The following is an 18,897-nucleotide window of genomic DNA, read 5'->3' as shown; positions in this document are numbered from 1 at the left end:
TTTTTGTTAGTTCAGATTCAGATGCCGCGCTGAGATCAGTGTTTCGCGTACTGCGTCGCACCGAACAGTATTTCCTTCGCCTTGTCGTCCATGAGCGGTTGGCGCGCGGACGCCAGCACTTCCACACCACGCACCACTGCCGGACGCGCGGCGATCTCTTCATGCCAGCGCTTTACATTCGGAAACGCATCGAGTTCCAGGCCCTGGTTTTGCCACGAACGCGTCCACGGGAAGGCGGCGATGTCCGCAATCGTATAGTCGTTGCCCGCGAGATATTTCGTCTTGCCGAGTTGCGTGTCCATCACGCCATATAGACGCTTCGTCTCGTTCGTGTAACGGTTGACCGCGTATTCAATCTGTTCCGGCGCGTAGTTGCGGAAGTGGTGCGTTTGACCGAGCATCGGACCCAGACCGCCCATCTGGAACATCAGCCATTGCAATGTCGAATAGCGCGCGGCTGGATCGGTCGGCAGAAACTTGCCGGTTTTTTCGGCGAGATAAATCAGAATCGCGCCCGATTCGAACAAGGCGAACGGCTGGCCGCCGGCGCCCTTGGGCCCCTCGGAATCGACGATGGCTGGGATCTTGTTGTTCGGGCTGATGGCGAGAAACTCGGGTTTGAACTGGTCGCCCGCGCCGATATTCACACCGTGCACGTTGTACGCGAGGCCCGTTTCCTCGAGCATGATGTGAACCTTGTGGCCGTTCGGGGTCGCCCAGCTATAGACGTCGATCATCGTATCTCCTTTGTTTCGTGAAAGCGGCGCCTCGAAGGGCGCCGCAGTTGACGAAAATTAGAGCATAGATCGCGCGATGCTGCTTGCGGCGCCGCGAGTCGGTCGCGACCGCGCTGCGCCGGGCGTGACGGTTCGGCTCAGCATCAAACCCGCGTGATCGGCGTCTCCACACGAGCGGCCGCGCCGGCATCCATATAACGCGCGAGTTCGAGCTTGGCGATCGCGTTGCGATGCACCTCGTCGGGACCGTCGGCGAAACGCAGCGTTCGTGCCGACGCGTAGGCATACGCGAGCGGGAAGTCGTCGCTGACACCGCCGCCGCCGTGCGCCTGAATTGCCCAGTCGATCACCTGACACGCCATGTTCGGCGCAACGACCTTGATCATGGCGATCTCGCCGCGCGCGCCCTTGTTGCCGACGGTGTCCATCATGTAGGCGGTTTTCAGGGTGAGGAGGCGCGCCTGTTCGATCATGCAGCGCGCTTCGGCGATACGCTCCTGCGTGACGCCTTGCGCGGCGACCGGCTTGCCGAACGCGACACGTTGCAGCGAGCGTTTCGCCATCAATTCGAGCGCGCGTTCAGCAAGACCGATCAAACGCATGCAGTGATGGATGCGTCCCGGTCCGAGTCGGCCCTGCGCGATTTCGAAGCCACGGCCTTCACCGAGCAGCATGTTGCCGACCGGCACGCGCACATTTTCGAGCGTGATTTCCATGTGCCCGTGCGGCGCGTCGTCGTAACCGAAGACGGTGAGCGGGCGATGCACGGTGATGCCGGTGGCGTCGGCGGGAATCAGAATCATCGACTGCTGCTGATGGCGGGGTGCTTCCGGATCGGTCTTGCCCATGACGATATAGATCTTGCAGCGCGGATCGCCCGCGCCTGACGACCACCACTTGTGGCCGTTGATCACGTAGTAATCGCCATCGCGCACGATGCTGGTCTGGATATTGGTCGCATCCGACGACGCCACTTCAGGTTCCGTCATCAGAAACGCCGAACGGATCTGACCTTGCAGCAGCGGTTCGAGCCACGCGCGCTTGTTGTCGTCGCTGCCGTAGCGCTCGATCGTTTCCATGTTGCCGGTGTCGGGCGCGTTGCAGTTGAATACTTCAGGCGCCCAGGGCACGCGGCCCATGATCTCGCACAATGGCGCGTATTCGAGATTCGTCAAGCCCGCACCGCGCACGGAGTCGGGCAGGAACAGGTTCCATAAGCCGGCGTCGCGCGCTTTCTGCTTGAGTTGTTCGATCAGTTCGGTCGGTAGCCACGCGTTGCCGTTCTGGCGATTGCGTGCGATTTCCGCGTAGAACGCCTGCTCGTTCGGATAGATGTGCTCGTCGAAGAATGCGAGCAGTTTCTCGCGCAACGCCTGAACCTTCGGGGTGTAGTCGAAATTCACGTAAGACCTCGCGGATGATGAGTAACGAACGACGTTTGTTCGGAGCGCAGCATGATGCACACCCGGACACGCGACTTAGCGCGCGATTCCGGTCAGCGCACTTTCTGCGCGTAGCGCCAGGCGAGTTCGGCCATCGGCTTCGCGCGACGGCCGGCGTCGAGTGCCTGAGCGCTGGCCGCGGTGCCGTCGACGACGCGTTTCATGATGCCTTGCAGGATCGCGGCAATGCGAAACATGTTGTACGCCAGGTAGAAATTCCAGTCGCCGTGAATCTCGAAGCCGGTGCGTTGACAATAGCGCTCGACGTACTCGCGCTCGTCGGGAATGCCGAGGGCCGCCCAATCGAGGCCCGCGATACCGCGAAATTGTGTCGGGTCGACGTGCCATGCCATGCAGTGATACGCGAAGTCGGCGAGCGGATCGCCGAGCGTCGACAACTCCCAGTCGAGCACCGCGAGGACGCGCGGCTCGTCGGGATGAAAGATCAGATTGTCGAGCCGGTAGTCGCCATGTACGACCGATGCGCGCTCACCCGTTTCGGCCGGCATATGCTGCGGCAGCCATTCGATCAGGCGCTGCATCGCGTCGATCGGCTCGGTCTCGGATGCGATGTACTGCTTGCTCCAGCGGCCGATCTGGCGCACGAAGTAATTGCCTGGCTTGCCATAGTCGGCGAGGCCCACAGCCGCGACGTCCACGCTGTGCAGCGCCGCGATCACGCGGTTCATTTCGTCGTAGATGGCGGCGCGCCCGGCGGGCGTCATGCCGGGCAACGATTGATCCCACAGCACGCGGCCTTCGACGAACTCCATCACATAGAACGCGCGGCCGATCACGCTTTCGTCCTCGCACAAGGCGAGCATTTTTGCGACCGGCACGTCAGTGTCGCCGAGCGCATGCATCACGCGGTATTCGCGTTCGACGGCGTGCGCTGACGGCAGCAGCTTCGCCGCCGGCCCTGGCTTCGCGCGCATCACATACGAACGCGACGGCGTGAGCAGTTTGAACGTGGGATTGGACTGACCACCGGCGAATTGCTCCAGCGTGAGCGGCCCGGAAAATCCGTCGACATGCTGGGTCAGCCAGGCGGCGAGCGCATCGGTGTCGAAGCGTTGCCGCTCGCTGACCGGGCGCGTGCCCTCGAAGTCCGAATAGTCCGGTTGGTGTTCTGGTTCGCCGGTCTGTGTGGCTTGCACCATCTGTCTCCTCCAGTTCGGGGTTCAGCTACGCTTGTATTGAATGAATTGTGCGTAGAGCATTTCCATCGTGGTGTTGCGGACGTCGCGATGCAGCGGCGACGGCGGTGAATAGTTGATCGTGCGCAGCACCCAGTCGCGCGGGGCAGCGCCCACGTCGAGCGCGTTGATGCAGCCGGTGGCTTGCGCCAGATGGCCGAAGAACGTGCGGCCGCCGGCGGTGAGCGCATGCGACAGGATTGCCCGATTCACACCACCGTGCAGCACGAGCAGCACGGTGTCCCACGACGTGTCTTCTCGCAACGCCGCAACCGCGGGCAAAACGCGATCGAACAGGGCGCCGATGGTCTCGCCGTCGAGAAAGCGCGTGCTGTCCGGCACGATGCCGTCGAACACGCCGAGAAACGCGGCCTCGATATCCTGCGGCGGAATATTGCCGAGCTTGCCGCCGCGAATCTCTTCCCAGGCAGGTTCGATTTCGAGTTCGATCTGCTGGCCGGTCTCTGCCAACACGCGCCGCGCAGTTTCGATGGTGCGCGGCAAGCCACTGACGATCACCCGGTCGAAGCGGACCTGCTGTTCGGCGAACACGCGGCCCGCCGCGCTGGCCTGCGCGCGGCCGTTGGCGTTCAGGGGCACGGTTTCGGGATCGATCGCGCGGCCGGAGTCGTCGAAGTAGGTGACGTCGCCGTGACGCATCAGAAAGATGCGGCGGCGCTTGGGCAGCTGGTAGTCAGGCATCGTCCCTTCGCTCACTTGTAGACCGGCGCGCGTTTTTCGAGGAACGCGGAAATGCCTTCCAGCCCTTCACGGTGATGCAGCGAGGCCACAAAGCTGTCGCGCTCCGCCACGAGATGATCGGCGAGCGGCTGCGTGCCGGCTGCGCTGATCAACCCCTTGATGCGCGCGACCGAGTTAGGCGAAATCTTGCCGAGCTCGTCGGCCCAGGCAATCGCGGAATCGCGCACGGCGCCGGTCTTGGCCAGTTTGTTGACGACGCCGAGTTCATGCAGACGCGTGGCGCCGATCGGTTTGCCTTCGATCAGCACTTCGGTGGCCAATTGACGCGGCAGGGCTTGAGCGAGAAACCACGAACCGCCGCCGTCGGGGGTCAGGCCGACACGTGCATACGACATGACGAACTTGGCATCGTCCGCGGCGACGATCAGGTCGCACGCAAGCGCGAGCGAGAATCCCGCGCCGGCTGCGGCGCCATCGACGGCGGCGATCACCGGCTTCGACGATAGACGCAGCGCCGAGATCCATTCGCCGAGCAGATCGATGCTTTCGGCTTGCACGGACGGATCTTTCGCACGGTTTTCCAGCAGGCGGTTCAGATTGCCGCCCGCGCAAAAGAAGTTGTCGGCGCCGGTAATTACGACGGCGCGAATCGACGGATCGCGCTCCACCGAGTCGAGCGCCTCGATGCCGGCGGCGTACATGTCCGGATGCAGCGCGTTGCGTGCGCCGGGGTTCGAAAGCGTAAGGACCAGCGTCGATTCGCTTTCGGTGGGGCGCGAGGTCAGCAGTTCGGCGCTCATTGTCGCGTCTCCAGGGTCTGCGTTTCGGTATCGGCTGCGTCGCGCTGAGTGAGCGACAGGCCAAGCTGGGCGCGTCGCGCAAGCCAGGGCGACGGACGATAGCGCGGATCGCCGAGCACACTGAACATGTTGCGCAAGATCGCGAGAATGGTCGTCGAGCCTAGCGCGTCGCCGAGGGCAAGCGGGCCGCGCGGATAGCCGAGGCCGAGCGTGACGGCAAGGTCGATATCGTCCGGCGTGGCGATCTGTTTTTGCGCGATGTCGCAGCCGATATTGACGATGGTCGCCACCACCCGTTGCGCGACGAAGCCGGTCGAGTCGCGGATCACGGTGACGGGCACGCCGTCGGCGGCAAAGAGCGCGTGCGCCGTGTCACGCGCGGCGCGCCTGGTGGCGGGTGTGGTCATCAGCGTGCGGCGTTGCGCTCCGACGAGCGGGAAGAGCGCATCGATGGCGACGACGCGGCTGGCGTCGAGTGCTTCGTCGACAGCGGCCGTGGTCGCATCGTGGCCGAACGGTGTGACGACGATCAGCGAATTCGCTGCGGGCGTAGCGCCGTCGTCGAGTTTCACGCCGGCTTTCTCAATGAGTTGCACGACGGCATCGTGAGCTTGCGGATAACGCTTGCTGACCCACACGCTGGCCGGCAATCCAGTCGGCGCGGGCGCTTCGGCAGGCACTTGCTGCTTGCCTTCTTCGTAGAGATAAAAGCCTTCGCCCGTCTTGCGGCCGATCAATCCGCCCGCGAGCCGCGTGCCGGTGATGGGCGACGGCGTGAAGCGCGGCTCTTCATAGAACTGGTGATAGATCGACTCCATCACGGGATGCGAGACCCGCGCCGTCAGATCGAGCAACTCGAACGGTCCGAGGCGAAAGCCTGCCTGCTCGCGCATGATGCGGTCGATGTCGGCGAAACTGGCCACGCCTTCACCCGCCACGCGCAAGCCTTCGGTATTCATGCCACGGCCCGCGTGATTCACGATGAAGCCGGGCATATCTTTCGCGCGCACCGGCGTGTGACCCATGCGGCGCGCGAGATCCATCAGCGCGTCACCGGCCGCGGGGTCGCTGCGTAGACCGTCGATCACTTCGACCACCTTCATCAACGGCACGGGGTTGAAGAAGTGATAACCGACCACGCGCGACGGGTCACTGCAGCCGGCGGCAATCGCCGTGATGGACAGCGAAGACGTATTGGACGCCAGCACGCAGTTGCCGCTCACGACGGTTTCGAGTTCGCGGAACAGTGCCTGCTTCACGTCGAGTTTCTCGACAATCGCCTCCACGACCAGATCGCAACCGGCCAGCTCGCCGATGCTTTGCGCGCCGCTCACGTTCGCGAGCGCCGCAAGCGAGCGCGCCTGGTCGAGCTTGCCTTTGGCGGTCAATTTGGCGAAAGTCTCGGCAAGGTAGTCGCGCGCGGCGCCGATCGCAGCAGGGTTGGTGTCGTACAGACGCACGGTGAGCCCAGCCAGTGCGGCGATCTGGGCGATGCCGCGGCCCATTGCTCCGGTTCCGACAATGCCAATAGTCTCGATGCTGAAATTGCGAGAGGTCATTGTGATGCTCGACTCCATGGTTATTTTAGAATAGCACGATCGTGCAATTTACTGGATGATTGAACGAAGGCCGCTGCTTTGACGTTGACGGGCGGTCGCATACAACTCAAGGGAAGGAGACACCTGATGATCAAGCTGTGCGGTTTCGCGCTCTCTAACTATTACAACAAAGTGAAGTTCGTGCTGCTCGAACACGGCATTCCGTTCGAGGAAGTGTCCGTGAAGCCCAGTCAGGACGAGGCGATGCTCGAGCATTCGCCGCTCGGCAAAGTGCCTTATCTGCAGACTGAAGACGGCGATCTGTGCGAATCGCAATGCATCGTCGAGTATCTGGCCGCGCGGTTTCCCGACAAGGCGATTTTCTCCGCCGACCCATGGGAAGCGGCCAAGGAGCGCGAACTGATCATGTTCGTCGACGTGCATCTCGAACTGACCGCGCGCAATCTCTACAAGGAAGCGTTCTTCGGCGGCACCGTGACCGACGCGACCAAGGGGCGCGTGGAGAAACTGCTCAAGCACCACATTGCCGGCTTCAAACGGATCGCGAAGTTCGGGCCGTATCTGATGGGCGAACGCTTCAGCGTGGCGGATACGGCCGGGTATGTGAGCTTGCCGCTGGTGGGCATGGCAACGCAGACCATTTACGGCAGCGATTTTCTGGTCGACGCCGGCATTGACTGGAAGAGCTATGTGAAAGCGATCAACCCCAGGCCGGCCGCGCAGCGTGTGACCGAGGACCGCAAGGCGCATATCGCGGCATCGCGCCCTGCTTGACGGGCGTTGCCCCGAAGGAAGCGGACCGGCGCGTGCCGCGCACGCCGGGGCCGCTGCGCGCGATGGCGAGGAACGTAGGTTCGTTCGCAGCATCGCGCGGGACATGCTAGAGGCGCGCCAGCCGCTCGAGCGCGGTGGCGAGTGTGTTTTCCTGCTTGGCGAAGCAGAAGCGCACCACGCCCGACTCATGGGCCTCGTGATAGAACGCCGAGACGGGAATGGCCGCGACGCCGATCTCGCCGGTCAGCCATTGCGCGAATTCGGCTTCGGGCAAGTCGCTGATCGCCGAATAGTCGACGCACTGAAAGTACGTGCCCGTGCACGGCAACAGCTTGAAGCGCGAATTCGCGAGGCCGGCGCGGAAGAAGTCGCGCTTCTTCTGATAAAACGCCGGCAAGTCGAGATACGGAGACGGATCTTTCATGTAGTCGGCGAGGCCGATCTGCATTGGCGTGTTCACCGTGAACACGTTGAACTGGTGCACCTTGCGGAACTCGGCGGTGAGCGCGGCGGGCGCGGCCACGTAGCCGACCTTCCAACCCGTCACGTGGTAGGTCTTGCCGAAGCTCGACACCACGAAACTGCGTTGCGCCAGTTCCGGATAGCGGGCCACGCTCTCGTGCGGCGCGCCGTCGTAGACCATGTGTTCATACACTTCGTCGGACAGGATCAGCACGTTGGTGCCGCGCACGATCTCTTCGAGCTTGCGCATGTCATCCGCGCGCCAGACCGTGCCGGTCGGATTGTGCGGCGTGTTGATCAGCAGGAGCCGCGTTTTCGGCGTGATCGCGGCGGCCAGCTTGTCGAACGGGATCGCGTAGTCGGGCGCGTCGAGCGTGACGAATACCGGCTTGCCGCCCGCCAGTTCGATGGACGGCAGGTAGCTGTCGTAGGTCGGCTCGACCACGATCACTTCGTCGCCCGGGTGGACCGTGCACAGAATCGCGGTCAGCAATGCTTGCGTCGCGCCCGCTGTCACGGTGATTTCGGTGGTGGCGTTGTAGCGGCGGCCGTACAGGTTCTCGATCTTGTCCGAGATCGCCTGACGCAGCGGCGCGGCGCCGGCCATTGGCGGGTACTGGTTATGGCCGTCGCGCATGGCGTTCGCGACCGCGTCGACGATCCGCGGATCGCAGTTGAAATCGGGAAAGCCCTGACCGAGATTCACCGCGCCTTTTTCGGCGGCGAGCGCGCTCATCACCGTGAAAATCGTCGTGCCGACATCCGGCAGGCGAGACGGAAACGTGGGACTCGTGGGCGTGTCGTGCGGTGCATTCATGGCGCTGTCCGGAGCGTGGGCAAGTGGGTTGGGCAAAGGCGTCGTTTGAAACGGGCGAAGCCTGATTGTAGGGAATCGCGGCGTGGTGTGCGCGCCACGGAACTCACGTTAGCCGTCCGGCCAGGGCCATGCGGCTGAAGAGTCATGCTGTTAAAGGCTCGCCGGCGGCGCTCAGGGACATGCCGATGGCGGCGACGAACGGCGCCGGCTGCGCGATCTGAAAGCCGAAGTCACGCGCAATCCGCTTGGCCAGCTTCAATACCGCGCGATCTTTCGAAACCAGCCAGTCGGCCTGCGCGGCGTGCGCGAGCTCGAGAAACTTCTGGTCGTCGCGGTCTTTGCATTTGGGCAAGGGTTTGGCGTCTTCCGCTTGCACCTCGGGTTCGACCAGCTGCGCGAGCCGTGCGACGACCGCCAGCGCCGCGGCCTTGTCCACATTCCGATGCACGAATTGCGGATAGTCGAGCACGTAGGTGAGTTCGGCGAGGCAGCGTGCATCGATCAGCGCGGCCAGCGCGCCGCTTTCGAGCGCGGCCGCGATCGGCCGCGTGTGCGGGTCGTCGAACACGAGTATGTCGATCCACACATTGGAATCGAGGACGACGCGCAAAGCGTCGGGTGAGGCATGGGAACCGGGCATTCGTTACAATCTGGCTTTCGTCTTTGACCGCCAGGCACGGCGTGCCTGCAAGCCTCTATGATAATCGTTCTGTCGCCGGCGAAATCGCTCGACTACGAAACCCCGCCTCACGTCAAAAAGCACACGATCCCCGATTTTGTCGACGATGCGGCCGAATTGATCGGCGGATTGCGTCGTTTGTCGCCGCAGCAGATCGCCTCCCTGATGGACATTTCGGATCAGCTCGCGCACCTCAATTTCCAGCGTTACGCGCAGTGGTCGCCCAAGTTCGGCACGCACAACGCCAAGCAGGCGGTGCTGGCGTTCAATGGCGACGTGTACGAGGGCTTCAACGCGAAGACGCTCTCGTCGGCGGATCTGGACTATGCGCAGAATCACGTGCGCGTGTTGTCCGGCCTGTACGGTTTGCTGCGTCCACTCGATCTGCTGCAGCCTTACCGGCTCGAAATGGGTACGCGTTTCGTCAACCCGCGCGGCAAGGATCTGTACGCGTTCTGGGGCGAGCGCATCACGCAGGCGTTGAATGCGCAGTTGAAGAAGAACGCCGCGGCATCGCGCGTGCTGGTGAACTGCGCATCGGGCGAGTACTTCAAGTCGGTCAAGCCGAAGCTGCTCGAAGCGCCGATCATCACGCCTGTTTTCGAGGACTGGAAGGGCGGCCGCTACAAGATCATCAGCTTTCATGCAAAGCGCGCGCGCGGCCTGATGGCGCGTTATGCCGTGGAGAACCGCCTCGACAGGCCTGAGCAACTGAAGGACTTCGACGCCGACGGCTATGCGTTCGACGCTGATGCCTCGAACGATTCCACTTACGTATTCCGCCGCCGCGTCGCTGAATAAGCGTTGCGCCGCGCATAGAAGCAGGGAAGAACATCATGACGTTATCGATTACAAGCAACTTCGACGCGGGTGCGATCGAAGTGCTGTCCTGCGAAGACGCGGGCAATATCCGCTTGCGCGTGCGGCCGGACAGCCATGCCGAGTTCGCGCAGTGGTTTTATTTCGGTTTGTCGGGCGCGGCGGGCGAGCGCTGCGTGATGACCTTCGAGAATGCGGCCGCGTGTGCCTTCGCCGAAGGCTGGCGCGACTATCAGGCGGTGGCGAGCTATGATCGCGTGAACTGGTTTCGCGTGCCCACGTCCTACGACGGCCGTGTGCTGACGATCGATCACACGCCGGATTTCGACCGTATTTACTACGCGTACTTCGAGCCGTACAGCGAGGAGCGTCATTCGGAGTTTCTCGGGGCGGTGCAGCAGATGCCGCAGGCCACGCTCACCGAATTGGGCACGACCGTCGAAGGCCGGCCCATGTCGCTGCTCACGCTCGGCACGCCGCAAAGCGGCGACACGCCCAAGAAGAAAATCTGGCTGATCGCGCGCCAGCATCCCGGCGAGACGATGGCCGAATGGTTTATCGAAGGTCTCGTGAAGCGGCTCGCGGGTTGGGGCGATTGGGCGGGCGACCCGGTTGCGCGCAAGCTTTACGATCACGCCGTCTTCTACATCGTGCCGAACATGAATCCGGACGGCAGCGTGCACGGCAATCTGCGCACCAATGCGGCCGGAGCGAATCTGAATCGCGAGTGGATGGAGCCGGATGCCACGCGCAGTCCTGAGGTGCTGGTGGTGCGCGACGCGATTCATGCCACCGGTTGCGATCTGTTCTTCGATATCCACGGCGACGAGGCGCTGCCTTACGTGTTCGTGGCCGGCTCCGAAATGCTGCCGGGCTTTACCGAACGGCAAGGGCAAGAGCAGAAAGCGTTCATTGAAGCGTTCAAGCAGGCGAGCCCTGATTTCCAGGACAAGTACGGCTACGCCGCGAGCAAGTATCGCGAGGACGCACTGAAGCTGGCGTCGAAGTACATCGGCAACGAATTCGGTTGCCTGTCGCTCACCCTGGAGATGCCATTCAAGGACAACGCCAATCTGCCCGACGAACGGGTGGGTTGGAACGGTGAGCGTAGCGCGTCGCTCGGCGCTGCGATGCTGCAGGCGATCTTGCGACACGTGGAAACATTTGCCTGAGCATCGCCGCGCATAAAAAACAAGGCACACACTTCACGGTGTGTGCCTTGTTTTCATTGGAGCGCTTGTTTTGACCTGTGGCACCGGCGGCCCGATGCCGCAAGCGTGACCCGTTATTGAGTCTTTTTCTTCGCGGTTGTTTTGTTCGAACTCGTTCGCGACGATTTGCCCGAACTCGGTTTGGAAGACTTCGTGGTCGCCTTCTTCGTCGTTTTGCCGCTCGCCGAGTGCTTGCCTTTGGCGCTTTTATGCTTGCCTGACGACGCTTGCGACCCCGATGGTTCAGCGCTGCGTGCACGGGTCGGCGGCACCGGATCGTTCCAGCTGAACGCCAGCATCTGCGCGCCGACATAGCCGCAGCGGAACTTCAGATCGGCAGGATCGCCGCCGCCACTCTGGCGGATGCCGAGCCCTTCGACGGTGACGATGTTATCTACCTTGACGCGCTGCTTGCCCTCGTCGAACGAATCGTTCCACGGCGTGACCGACGCGTGCGCGCTGTCGAACGAACTAGGTGGAAATTCGACATGGTCGAAGGCGGTCGACGTGCTGGCAACAAAGTTGCCATGCGCCGCGCAGTCCGCGACCAGCGGGTCCGCGTGCATATCATTGACAAATTTGTTGACGAGATCGTTGTGCTGTTCGAGTTGATCGGCGAATGCGGGAGCAGAGCATATCAGCGAGAGACTCGCCGCACATGTTGCCAACCGGCCGACCAACCGCAGCAATCGGCGCGGTACGTTGGTGCGATCCATCTAGTTCGTTAGACGCTAATGAGATGAGGCACGTAAGATGCCCGGCGAGAGGGTGGAGTTCAATCCTGACACAAATATTTTGTCCTGTTGATGGCGTGTCCGCTGGCGGCTCGATGTTGTCGAGTCGCCAATTGCCGCAAGTACGCGTTCGGTGCCCGCGCAAGTGTCAGGTGCGCGGTCCGCCTAGCCGGTATCGCCGCACATCATAAGTGGTGACCCACGCAGGGCGGTAGACCGCGATCAATGCCGTCGACATGCCAGTGAACCAGGATTCCCCGATGGCAAGTAGAAACACGCTGAACGCGTAGCCCGCAGGCACCACGGTCATCGAACCGTCAGCGAGCGCGATATGAATGCCGAGGGCGGCGGCGGCCGTGAGCGACACGGCGATGGCAGGCGAGACAAAACCCTGGCCGAGGATGAACATGAAGAGATTGCGTGGCAGCCACGCGATGCTGATGCGCTGGAGCAAAGTGGAAATGCCGACCGGCAGTGCACCGTAGACGAGGAAAGTTAGCGCGATGCCCTGCCACGGGGCATCGAAGATGACGGCGGCAAGACCGGTGACCACCGCCATGGCGATCAGCGCCAACGCCCAGTCGAACAACGTGACGACTAGCGTGGCGCCGAGCAGATGCATGACGGTGCCGTCGTCGAGCCATGCATTACTTGCCCACAGCACCGACACTGCGACGATGATCGCAAGCCAGACATGCTGCAGTGTGCCGTCCTGAAGTCGTTTGAAAGGATTTTTCCACAGCGCGAGCGCGACCACTATCGCAGTGGCGATCCAGCCACCGACAGCGACCCAGAACGGAAGCGGTGTGTAGAGGAAACCCATGAGTCTCATATTACTCGTTGGACGAGAAAAGGTGTGAGCGGATTCCATGCCAGCACGCGCAAACGCTGCCGGAAAGTGCTCGCCCGGATTCTATTGCGCGCGCCGGCTGCACTCATGCAGGACCTTGTGCGAGCGGGTCCGGTGCCGCTCCGGCGGGCGCCGCGTCGCCATATGGCGCGCCTGGTTCGGCAGCCATGGGCAGCAAGGCGGCCGTGTCGTTAGCCGGCAACGGATATTGGAAGCGGCGCCGCGCGCGGCGCCGCAACGGCACCACGCCGGGTTGCCCCATGATCGGGCGCAGCAGGCCATCGCCGCCATTGCGCAGCACTTGCAAATGGTTCGACAGCCAACCGTTGTAGAGCGCGACCGCGGCGGCGCGATTCGGCGCACCGAGCTGCTGGAATATGCTGGTCAGATGGATCTTGACGGTGCCTTCGCTGATGCCGAGCGTGCGAGCGATCATCTTGTTGGTGCTGCCCATGTGGACACAGCGCATGATCTGCTGCTGACGGGGCGACAGTACGTTGGCCAGTCTGGTGCGGCGCGGCGGTGGGCTCTTCTCGTCGAACGGCCGGATCGTGGTGTCGGGCGGCAGCGGAGGATCGAGCGCCAGCGCGCCGGGCGGCACGTAGTGACCGCCCAGCAGCACCATTTCAAACGCGCGCACGATCAGACAAGGATCGGTGTCGCGCGGCACGACGCCGAGCACGCCTTCGTCCATCAGTTCTCGCACGGCGACCGGCGAGATCTGATCGGTGAGCACGGCAATGCGCAGATCGGGGTAATGGCTGAGCAGATGGCGAATGTCGGCGATCGACATCCAGCCCTGCCAATCTATCAGGAGCAGGTCGGGCCGTTGACGTTTGAGCGTGCGTTCGACCTGACGCCAATCTTGTGCCTCGTTGAAACGCGCCAGCCGGTCGATTTGCCGCAGCAGCGCTTTGAGCCCATCACGTCGTTCCGCGTCTGAGTTGAGTATCGAGAATCGCATGCATGTCTCCAGATGAGTCGGGCGAAGTGGCGCGATGCGCGCGCACGGCACGTGAGGAGCCGAATGCGTTCGCGATGCGTCGCCGTTCCTATGATGACAAATTCCCTTCAACTTGACGGCCTGTCCAAAAGGCATAAGAGGAATGACGTAAAAATGAACCGGCAAAAAAAGCCCCGCGCGTGGCGGGGCTTCTTTATGTCGACTTCGACGCGCGAGCGCGCCGGCGAGGATGGTCAATGGAAGTGCGGCTGCGCAGGTTCTGCGTCTTCCGGCATTTCAGCGTGGACGATTTCGCCGAGCGGATCGGCATACAGCGGCACGCCGCAGTCGTCGCAGTATTCCGGCTCGAAGCGGCCGGCGTGGCGGCGCACTTCGGTCACGCCGGTCTCCTTGAGCAATGCGACGATTTCTTCGAGCGGATCGTCCGAGGCGGGGGTTTCCTGCGGTTCCTCGTCGATGCCGGGTTCGCCGTTCTCACGGCCGTACAGCGGCCACACGACGCCGTAGATCACGTCGTTGCTGCCGCGGCGCGTGAAGCCGACGCGGTATTCGTCGATGCGGCGTTCGCCGAAGCCCGCGACAACCGCGCGCAACTCCTGCGGCGCCGCGCCGATCGTGTCGAACAGATAGCGCACGGCGGTGCGCACCGTGTGGGGTCGCACGCGTTCGTCGGCATCGCGGCAGGCCGAGTAATAGGCATCCGGCAGCAGGCACTCGAATTCGCAGCCCGGCAGCACCAGCGACAAATTGGCGCCGCCTTGCGTGGCCCATTGCTCGAGGCATTGCCCGCGCTCGATCCGGCTGCCGTGTTCTTCTTCCTGCCAGCGGAACGTCGGCTCGCCGACCGGCGCCGCGACCACGGCCAGCAGGAAGCGCGGGTCGGCCAGAATCGGCGAAGTCTCCGGCAACTCGCCGAAATTCAGCTTGACGTTGCCACCGGCCATGGCCGCCTGTGTGAGTTGCTGGGCAATGCGCCAGGTTTCGACGTGATGACGCGGCAGTTGATCGATGCTGTATAGGAACGGTGCCATGGCGACCCGCGTGTTGGCCGCGAGCACGTGCGCCTGCAGGTGCGCGCGCAGGGCGTCGGCGGCGTCGGTCTTGAGCGGACCGGACGGAATCATGTAGCGCGTCCAGGCGAGTACGGGTGCGGCGATCAGCAGCGCCTCGTACGGCACGCCTTCGTGTTCGACGATGAAAGACTCGCTATGGGTTTCCGCCATATCGGCGAGCGCGCCGTAGGCATCGGGATGATTTTGTTGCAGATGATCGAGCGCGGCGTCCAGCGTAGTCTGGTTGGCGTTGCGGACGATCTTGGCCAGCAGCGCATCGAGTTTCGCTTCCCAGAAGCGGTCCTCGGTGCGGCTGCCCGACGCGAAAAGCGCGAGCGAGAGACCGACAAGCTTGTCGGCATCGGGGGGGAGACGTTTGGCGATTCGCGAGCGCATAAATCCGGAAATTGGGGTGCACAGAACCTTATATTCTAGTCTTTTCTATGCCGCCATATTGTTTGGCCGGCAATGCCGGATGAATTAGGACGTTTCTACACGAAAAATCAGCGCTGTTTAGCGTGCCTGTGGAGTCGTTGCGGGGCGACCTGGCTCGATGATATAAGACGCCCCAGGCGCATGACTGGCTTCTATACTGACCCTTTCAGCGGGCGCCCGACAAGCTTATGTCCGCTCGTCACTGGGGTTTGGCGCAACAGGAGATTCATTGTGAAATCGGACCAACTGATCGAACGCCTTGCCGCAGTGTTCGCGCTGATTATTCTGGTGGGCGGCTCGCTGCTGGTGCTGGCGCCTTTCACGACCGCGCTGCTGTGGGGCGCCATTCTCAGCTATAGCTCCTGGGGCTTGTACCGGCGGCTGACCGCGGCCTTGGGCGGCCGACGCAAAGGGGCCGCCACCTTGATCGTGTTGATCATTCTGATTGTGGTGCTCGGACCGTTCGTCTATGCGGGCTTCGCCTTTGGGGCGCACGTGCACGAAATCGTCGCACTGGTTCAACGGCTCTTCGAGGCCGGCTTGCCGGATTTGCCACCGTGGGTTGCCCGGATTCCGCTGGTGGGTTCCAGCATCGATGCATTCTGGGAGCGTCTCACGAGCAGCAATTCGGAACTGATCGCGCAATTGCGTACGCTCGCGGCGCCGGCCGGCAAGTGGATTCTGGCGGCTGCGATTGCTGTTACGCATGGTCTCGGGTTGCTGGCGTTAAGCATCGTGCTCGCTTTCTTCTTTTATACGGGAGGCGAGGGCGCAGCGGCCTGGCTGAATGCGGGCATGCGGCGTATTGCTGGCGAGCGCGCCGATTATCTGCTGGCGCTGGCTGGCAGTACGGTGAAAGGCGTGGTCTACGGGATTCTAGGCACGGCGCTCGTGCAAGGGATTCTGGCTGGGTTCGGATGCTGGATCGCCGGCGTGCCGGCGCCGGCGCTGCTCGGGCTGGCGACGTTCTTTCTGTCGGTGATACCGGGCGGCCCGGTCGTCGTGTGGTTGCCCGCTGCAATCTGGCTGTACCACGGCGGCGCGACAGGATGGGCGATCTTTCTTGTCGTGTGGGGCGTGCTGGTCGTCGGCATGTCAGACAACGTCATCAAGCCGATCCTGATCGGCAAGAATAGCGACATGCCTCTGATCCTGGTGATGCTGGGTATCCTGGGTGGCGCATTTGCTTTCGGCTTCCTCGGTGTTTTCATCGGCCCGACTTTGCTGGCGGTCGCCTATACCGTGCTCCACGACTGGACGATCGGTGCGCCGGCTGCGCGTGGCTTGGCACCCGATGCAAAAGCGCCCGTCGTCGACGAGCCGGGGCCGGTAAAAAAGCTGCCTTGAATAAATTCCAGATAACGCTTGCAAGGCGGAGTTGGGCTCGCTAGAATCTCGCTCTTTCGTGCTCCGGACAGCGGGGCACGGGAGGCGGGAGAGCCAGCAGTGGCAAGGCTTTCAGCGAAGTGGGCAGGTTCAGGAAGTTGGAAAAAACCTGTTGACGACGTAGCGAAAGTTCTTCATAATCTCGTTTCTCTGCTGCTGATGCAGCGACGCAGAACGAAGCGGTGCCGGGTGGTTGTGAGGTTGACGACGCGCGGTGCCGGTCCGGTAGTGAATGCGTAACCGATCTTTAAAAATTAACAGCCGATAAGTGTGGGCGCTTGATGCGCGACGCGAGGTGGATCCTTCGGGATCTGCCGACCAAGCGAAAGTATCAAGTCTCACACAGTATTAGAGGAAGGTTTGAGCAATCAAATCATCGTCAGTACGTTGAGTGAGCGACCGGTTCTTAACTGAACCGAAAACAGTAACAGGTTTGAACTGAAGAGTTTGATCCTGGCTCAGATTGAACGCTGGCGGCATGCCTTACACATGCAAGTCGAACGGCAGCACGGGAGCAATCCTGGTGGCGAGTGGCGAACGGGTGAGTAATACATCGGAACGTGTCCTGTAGTGGGGGATAGCCCGGCGAAAGCCGGATTAATACCGCATACGATCTGTGGATGAAAGCGGGGGATCTTCGGACCTCGCGCTACAGGGGCGGCCGATGGCAGATTAGCTAGTTGGTGGGGTAAAGGCCTACCAAGGCGACGATCTGTAGCTGGTCTGAGAGGACGACCAGCCACACTGGGACTGAGACACGGCCCAGACTCCTACGGGAGGCAGCAGTGGGGAATTTTGGACAATGGGCGAAAGCCTGATCCAGCAATGCCGCGTGTGTGAAGAAGGCCTTCGGGTTGTAAAGCACTTTTGTCCGGAAAGAAAACCTCGTGGTTAATACCCGTGGGGGATGACGGTACCGGAAGAATAAGCACCGGCTAACTACGTGCCAGCAGCCGCGGTAATACGTAGGGTGCAAGCGTTAATCGGAATTACTGGGCGTAAAGCGTGCGCAGGCGGTTCGCTAAGACAGATGTGAAATCCCCGGGCTTAACCTGGGAACTGCATTTGTGACTGGCGGGCTAGAGTATGGCAGAGGGGGGTAGAATTCCACGTGTAGCAGTGAAATGCGTAGAGATGTGGAGGAATACCGATGGCGAAGGCAGCCCCCTGGGCCAATACTGACGCTCATGCACGAAAGCGTGGGGAGCAAACAGGATTAGATACCCTGGTAGTCCACGCCCTAAACGATGTCAACTAGTTGTTGGGGATTCATTTCCTTAGTAACGTAGCTAACGCGTGAAGTTGACCGCCTGGGGAGTACGGTCGCAAGATTAAAACTCAAAGGAATTGACGGGGACCCGCACAAGCGGTGGATGATGTGGATTAATTCGATGCAACGCGAAAAACCTTACCTACCCTTGACATGTATGGAACCTGGCTGAGAGGCCGGGGTGCCCGAAAGGGAGCCATAACACAGGTGCTGCATGGCTGTCGTCAGCTCGTGTCGTGAGATGTTGGGTTAAGTCCCGCAACGAGCGCAACCCTTGTCCCTAGTTGCTACGCAAGAGCACTCTAGGGAGACTGCCGGTGACAAACCGGAGGAAGGTGGGGATGACGTCAAGTCCTCATGGCCCTTATGGGTAGGGCTTCACACGTCATACAATGGTCGGAACAGAGGGTCGCCAACCCGCGAGGGGGAGCCAATCCCAGAAAACCGATCGTAGTCCGGATCGCACTCTGCAACTCGAGTGCGTGAAGCTGGAATCGCTAGTAATCGCGGATCAGCATGCCGCGGTGAATACGTTCCCGGGTCTTGTACACACCGCCCGTCACACCATGGGAGTGGGTTTTACCAGAAGTGGCTAGTCTAACCGCAAGGAGGACGGTCACCACGGTAGGATTCATGACTGGGGTGAAGTCGTAACAAGGTAGCCGTATCGGAAGGTGCGGCTGGATCACCTCCTTTCTCGAGCTAACGTGTCAATCGCGTTGAGCGCTCACGCTTATCGGCTGTGAAATCTAGGACAGACTCAGGGGTCTGTAGCTCAGTCGGTTAGAGCACCGTCTTGATAAGGCGGGGGTCGATGGTTCGAATCCATCCAGACCCACCAAAGTCTTGTCTGGTGTGCTGATCGATGATCCCGGGGTATCCATGCAGGTAGAGAGTTTATCTGTGTATGACTGGGGGATTAGCTCAGCTGGGAGAGCACCTGCTTTGCAAGCAGGGGGTCGTCGGTTCGATCCCGTCATCCTCCACCAATCCTCAATGCGTAGCGTT

The 18,897-nt window shown here is 61.7% G+C and carries 16 protein-coding genes, 2 tRNA genes and 1 rRNA gene; 7 read left to right on the top strand and 12 right to left on the bottom strand.

Annotated elements, in window-relative coordinates:
- Nucleotides 1-35 precede the first annotated feature (35 nt).
- From B0G74_RS13520 to B0G74_RS13495, 6 genes are all read right to left on the bottom strand, one after another.
- Complete coding sequence (locus B0G74_RS13520; protein ID WP_132375239.1) at nucleotides 36-737, bottom strand: glutathione binding-like protein; 702 nt, start codon at nucleotides 735-737, stop codon at nucleotides 36-38.
- A gap of 143 nt (nucleotides 738-880) precedes the next feature.
- A complete protein-coding gene (locus B0G74_RS13515; RefSeq protein ID WP_132375238.1) occupies nucleotides 881-2,140 on the bottom strand; it encodes an acyl-CoA dehydrogenase family protein in 1,260 nt (419 codons plus the stop codon).
- Between the two features lie 92 nt (nucleotides 2,141-2,232).
- Nucleotides 2,233-3,339 (bottom strand): phosphotransferase, encoded by a 1,107-nt coding sequence (locus B0G74_RS13510; protein ID WP_132375237.1) that lies wholly within the window; start codon nucleotides 3,337-3,339, stop codon nucleotides 2,233-2,235.
- A gap of 21 nt (nucleotides 3,340-3,360) precedes the next feature.
- Nucleotides 3,361-4,077, bottom strand: coding sequence for a histidine phosphatase family protein (locus B0G74_RS13505; protein WP_132375236.1), 717 nt, complete (start codon nucleotides 4,075-4,077; stop codon nucleotides 3,361-3,363).
- A gap of 11 nt (nucleotides 4,078-4,088) precedes the next feature.
- The gene (locus B0G74_RS13500) at nucleotides 4,089-4,877 is read right to left on the bottom strand and encodes an enoyl-CoA hydratase (RefSeq protein WP_132375235.1); all 789 of its coding nucleotides are present in this window, start codon (nucleotides 4,875-4,877) and stop codon (nucleotides 4,089-4,091) included.
- On the bottom strand, nucleotides 4,874-6,436 hold the full coding sequence (locus tag B0G74_RS13495; protein WP_132375234.1) for a 3-hydroxyacyl-CoA dehydrogenase: 1,563 nt from the start codon (nucleotides 6,434-6,436) through the stop codon (nucleotides 4,874-4,876). The genes B0G74_RS13500 and B0G74_RS13495 overlap by 4 nt, the downstream gene beginning before the upstream one ends.
- Before the next feature lie 126 nt (nucleotides 6,437-6,562).
- On the opposite strand from B0G74_RS13495, the gene B0G74_RS13490 reads away from it, so the two are divergent.
- Nucleotides 6,563-7,210 (top strand): glutathione S-transferase, encoded by a 648-nt coding sequence (locus B0G74_RS13490; protein WP_132375233.1) that lies wholly within the window; start codon nucleotides 6,563-6,565, stop codon nucleotides 7,208-7,210.
- A 106-nt stretch (nucleotides 7,211-7,316) separates the two neighbouring features.
- On the opposite strand, the gene B0G74_RS13485 is transcribed toward B0G74_RS13490, so the two are convergent.
- Together B0G74_RS13485 and B0G74_RS13480 are read right to left on the bottom strand one after the other, a co-directional pair.
- Nucleotides 7,317-8,489: a pyridoxal phosphate-dependent aminotransferase gene (locus B0G74_RS13485; RefSeq protein WP_132375232.1), complete on the bottom strand. Its 1,173-nt coding sequence runs from the start codon at nucleotides 8,487-8,489 to the stop codon at nucleotides 7,317-7,319.
- Between the two features lie 142 nt (nucleotides 8,490-8,631).
- Nucleotides 8,632-9,129, bottom strand: coding sequence for a putative toxin-antitoxin system toxin component, PIN family (locus B0G74_RS13480; RefSeq protein WP_132375231.1), 498 nt, complete (start codon nucleotides 9,127-9,129; stop codon nucleotides 8,632-8,634).
- Nucleotides 9,130-9,186: 57 nt separating this feature from the next.
- On the opposite strand from B0G74_RS13480, the gene yaaA reads away from it, so the two are divergent.
- Both yaaA and B0G74_RS13470 read left to right on the top strand, forming a co-directional pair.
- Nucleotides 9,187-9,969, top strand: a complete 783-nt coding sequence (yaaA, locus tag B0G74_RS13475) for a peroxide stress protein YaaA (protein WP_132375230.1) — start codon at nucleotides 9,187-9,189, stop codon at nucleotides 9,967-9,969.
- 35 nt (nucleotides 9,970-10,004) lie between these two features.
- Nucleotides 10,005-11,159, top strand: coding sequence for a M14-type cytosolic carboxypeptidase (locus B0G74_RS13470; protein WP_132375229.1), 1,155 nt, complete (start codon nucleotides 10,005-10,007; stop codon nucleotides 11,157-11,159).
- Between the two features lie 113 nt (nucleotides 11,160-11,272).
- On the opposite strand, the gene B0G74_RS13465 is transcribed toward B0G74_RS13470, so the two are convergent.
- From B0G74_RS13465 to B0G74_RS13450, 4 genes are all read right to left on the bottom strand, one after another.
- Nucleotides 11,273-11,914: a hypothetical protein gene (locus tag B0G74_RS13465; RefSeq protein WP_132375228.1), complete on the bottom strand. Its 642-nt coding sequence runs from the start codon at nucleotides 11,912-11,914 to the stop codon at nucleotides 11,273-11,275.
- A gap of 166 nt (nucleotides 11,915-12,080) precedes the next feature.
- A complete protein-coding gene (locus B0G74_RS13460; RefSeq protein WP_132375227.1) occupies nucleotides 12,081-12,755 on the bottom strand; it encodes an energy-coupling factor ABC transporter permease in 675 nt (224 codons plus the stop codon).
- A 112-nt stretch (nucleotides 12,756-12,867) separates the two neighbouring features.
- Nucleotides 12,868-13,746 (bottom strand): response regulator transcription factor, encoded by an 879-nt coding sequence (locus B0G74_RS13455; RefSeq protein WP_132375226.1) that lies wholly within the window; start codon nucleotides 13,744-13,746, stop codon nucleotides 12,868-12,870.
- Between the two features lie 233 nt (nucleotides 13,747-13,979).
- A complete protein-coding gene (locus B0G74_RS13450) occupies nucleotides 13,980-15,194 on the bottom strand; it encodes a DUF2863 family protein (protein WP_132375225.1) in 1,215 nt (404 codons plus the stop codon).
- A 270-nt stretch (nucleotides 15,195-15,464) separates the two neighbouring features.
- On the opposite strand from B0G74_RS13450, the gene B0G74_RS13445 reads away from it, so the two are divergent.
- From B0G74_RS13445 to B0G74_RS13430, 4 genes are all read left to right on the top strand, one after another.
- Entirely contained in the window at nucleotides 15,465-16,580 is a 1,116-nt protein-coding gene (locus B0G74_RS13445; RefSeq protein ID WP_132375224.1) for an AI-2E family transporter, read from the top strand.
- 474 nt (nucleotides 16,581-17,054) lie between these two features.
- Nucleotides 17,055-18,585 (top strand): 16S ribosomal RNA (locus B0G74_RS13440).
- A gap of 68 nt (nucleotides 18,586-18,653) precedes the next feature.
- Nucleotides 18,654-18,730 (top strand) — tRNA-Ile (locus B0G74_RS13435).
- Between the two features lie 72 nt (nucleotides 18,731-18,802).
- A tRNA-Ala gene (locus B0G74_RS13430) sits at nucleotides 18,803-18,878 on the top strand.
- Nucleotides 18,879-18,897: the final 19 nt, after the last annotated feature.

Source organism: Paraburkholderia sp. BL9I2N2 (genome assembly GCF_004339745.1).
GTDB lineage: Bacteria > Pseudomonadota > Gammaproteobacteria > Burkholderiales > Burkholderiaceae > Paraburkholderia.
This window is presented reverse-complemented; position numbering and strand designations above follow the sequence as displayed.

Bases quoted from the DNA above. Each gene is read 5' to 3' on its own strand.
- B0G74_RS13470 (WP_132375229.1), top strand. From the start codon at position 10,005: ATGACGTTATCGATTACAAGCAACTTCGACGCGGGTGCGATCGAAGTG.
- B0G74_RS13485 (WP_132375232.1), bottom strand. From the start codon at position 8,489: ATGAATGCACCGCACGACACGCCCACGAGTCCCACGTTTCCGTCTCGC.
- B0G74_RS13510 (WP_132375237.1), bottom strand. From the start codon at position 3,339: ATGGTGCAAGCCACACAGACCGGCGAACCAGAACACCAACCGGACTAT.
- B0G74_RS13495 (WP_132375234.1), bottom strand. From the start codon at position 6,436: ATGACCTCTCGCAATTTCAGCATCGAGACTATTGGCATTGTCGGAACC.
- yaaA (WP_132375230.1), top strand. From the start codon at position 9,187: ATGATAATCGTTCTGTCGCCGGCGAAATCGCTCGACTACGAAACCCCG.
- B0G74_RS13455 (WP_132375226.1), bottom strand. From the start codon at position 13,746: ATGCGATTCTCGATACTCAACTCAGACGCGGAACGACGTGATGGGCTC.
- B0G74_RS13505 (WP_132375236.1), bottom strand. From the start codon at position 4,077: ATGCCTGACTACCAGCTGCCCAAGCGCCGCCGCATCTTTCTGATGCGT.
- B0G74_RS13520 (WP_132375239.1), bottom strand. From the start codon at position 737: ATGATCGACGTCTATAGCTGGGCGACCCCGAACGGCCACAAGGTTCAC.
- B0G74_RS13450 (WP_132375225.1), bottom strand. From the start codon at position 15,194: ATGCGCTCGCGAATCGCCAAACGTCTCCCCCCCGATGCCGACAAGCTT.
- B0G74_RS13480 (WP_132375231.1), bottom strand. From the start codon at position 9,129: ATGCCCGGTTCCCATGCCTCACCCGACGCTTTGCGCGTCGTCCTCGAT.
- B0G74_RS13500 (WP_132375235.1), bottom strand. From the start codon at position 4,877: ATGAGCGCCGAACTGCTGACCTCGCGCCCCACCGAAAGCGAATCGACG.
- B0G74_RS13465 (WP_132375228.1), bottom strand. From the start codon at position 11,914: ATGGATCGCACCAACGTACCGCGCCGATTGCTGCGGTTGGTCGGCCGG.
- B0G74_RS13460 (WP_132375227.1), bottom strand. From the start codon at position 12,755: ATGGGTTTCCTCTACACACCGCTTCCGTTCTGGGTCGCTGTCGGTGGC.
- B0G74_RS13490 (WP_132375233.1), top strand. From the start codon at position 6,563: ATGATCAAGCTGTGCGGTTTCGCGCTCTCTAACTATTACAACAAAGTG.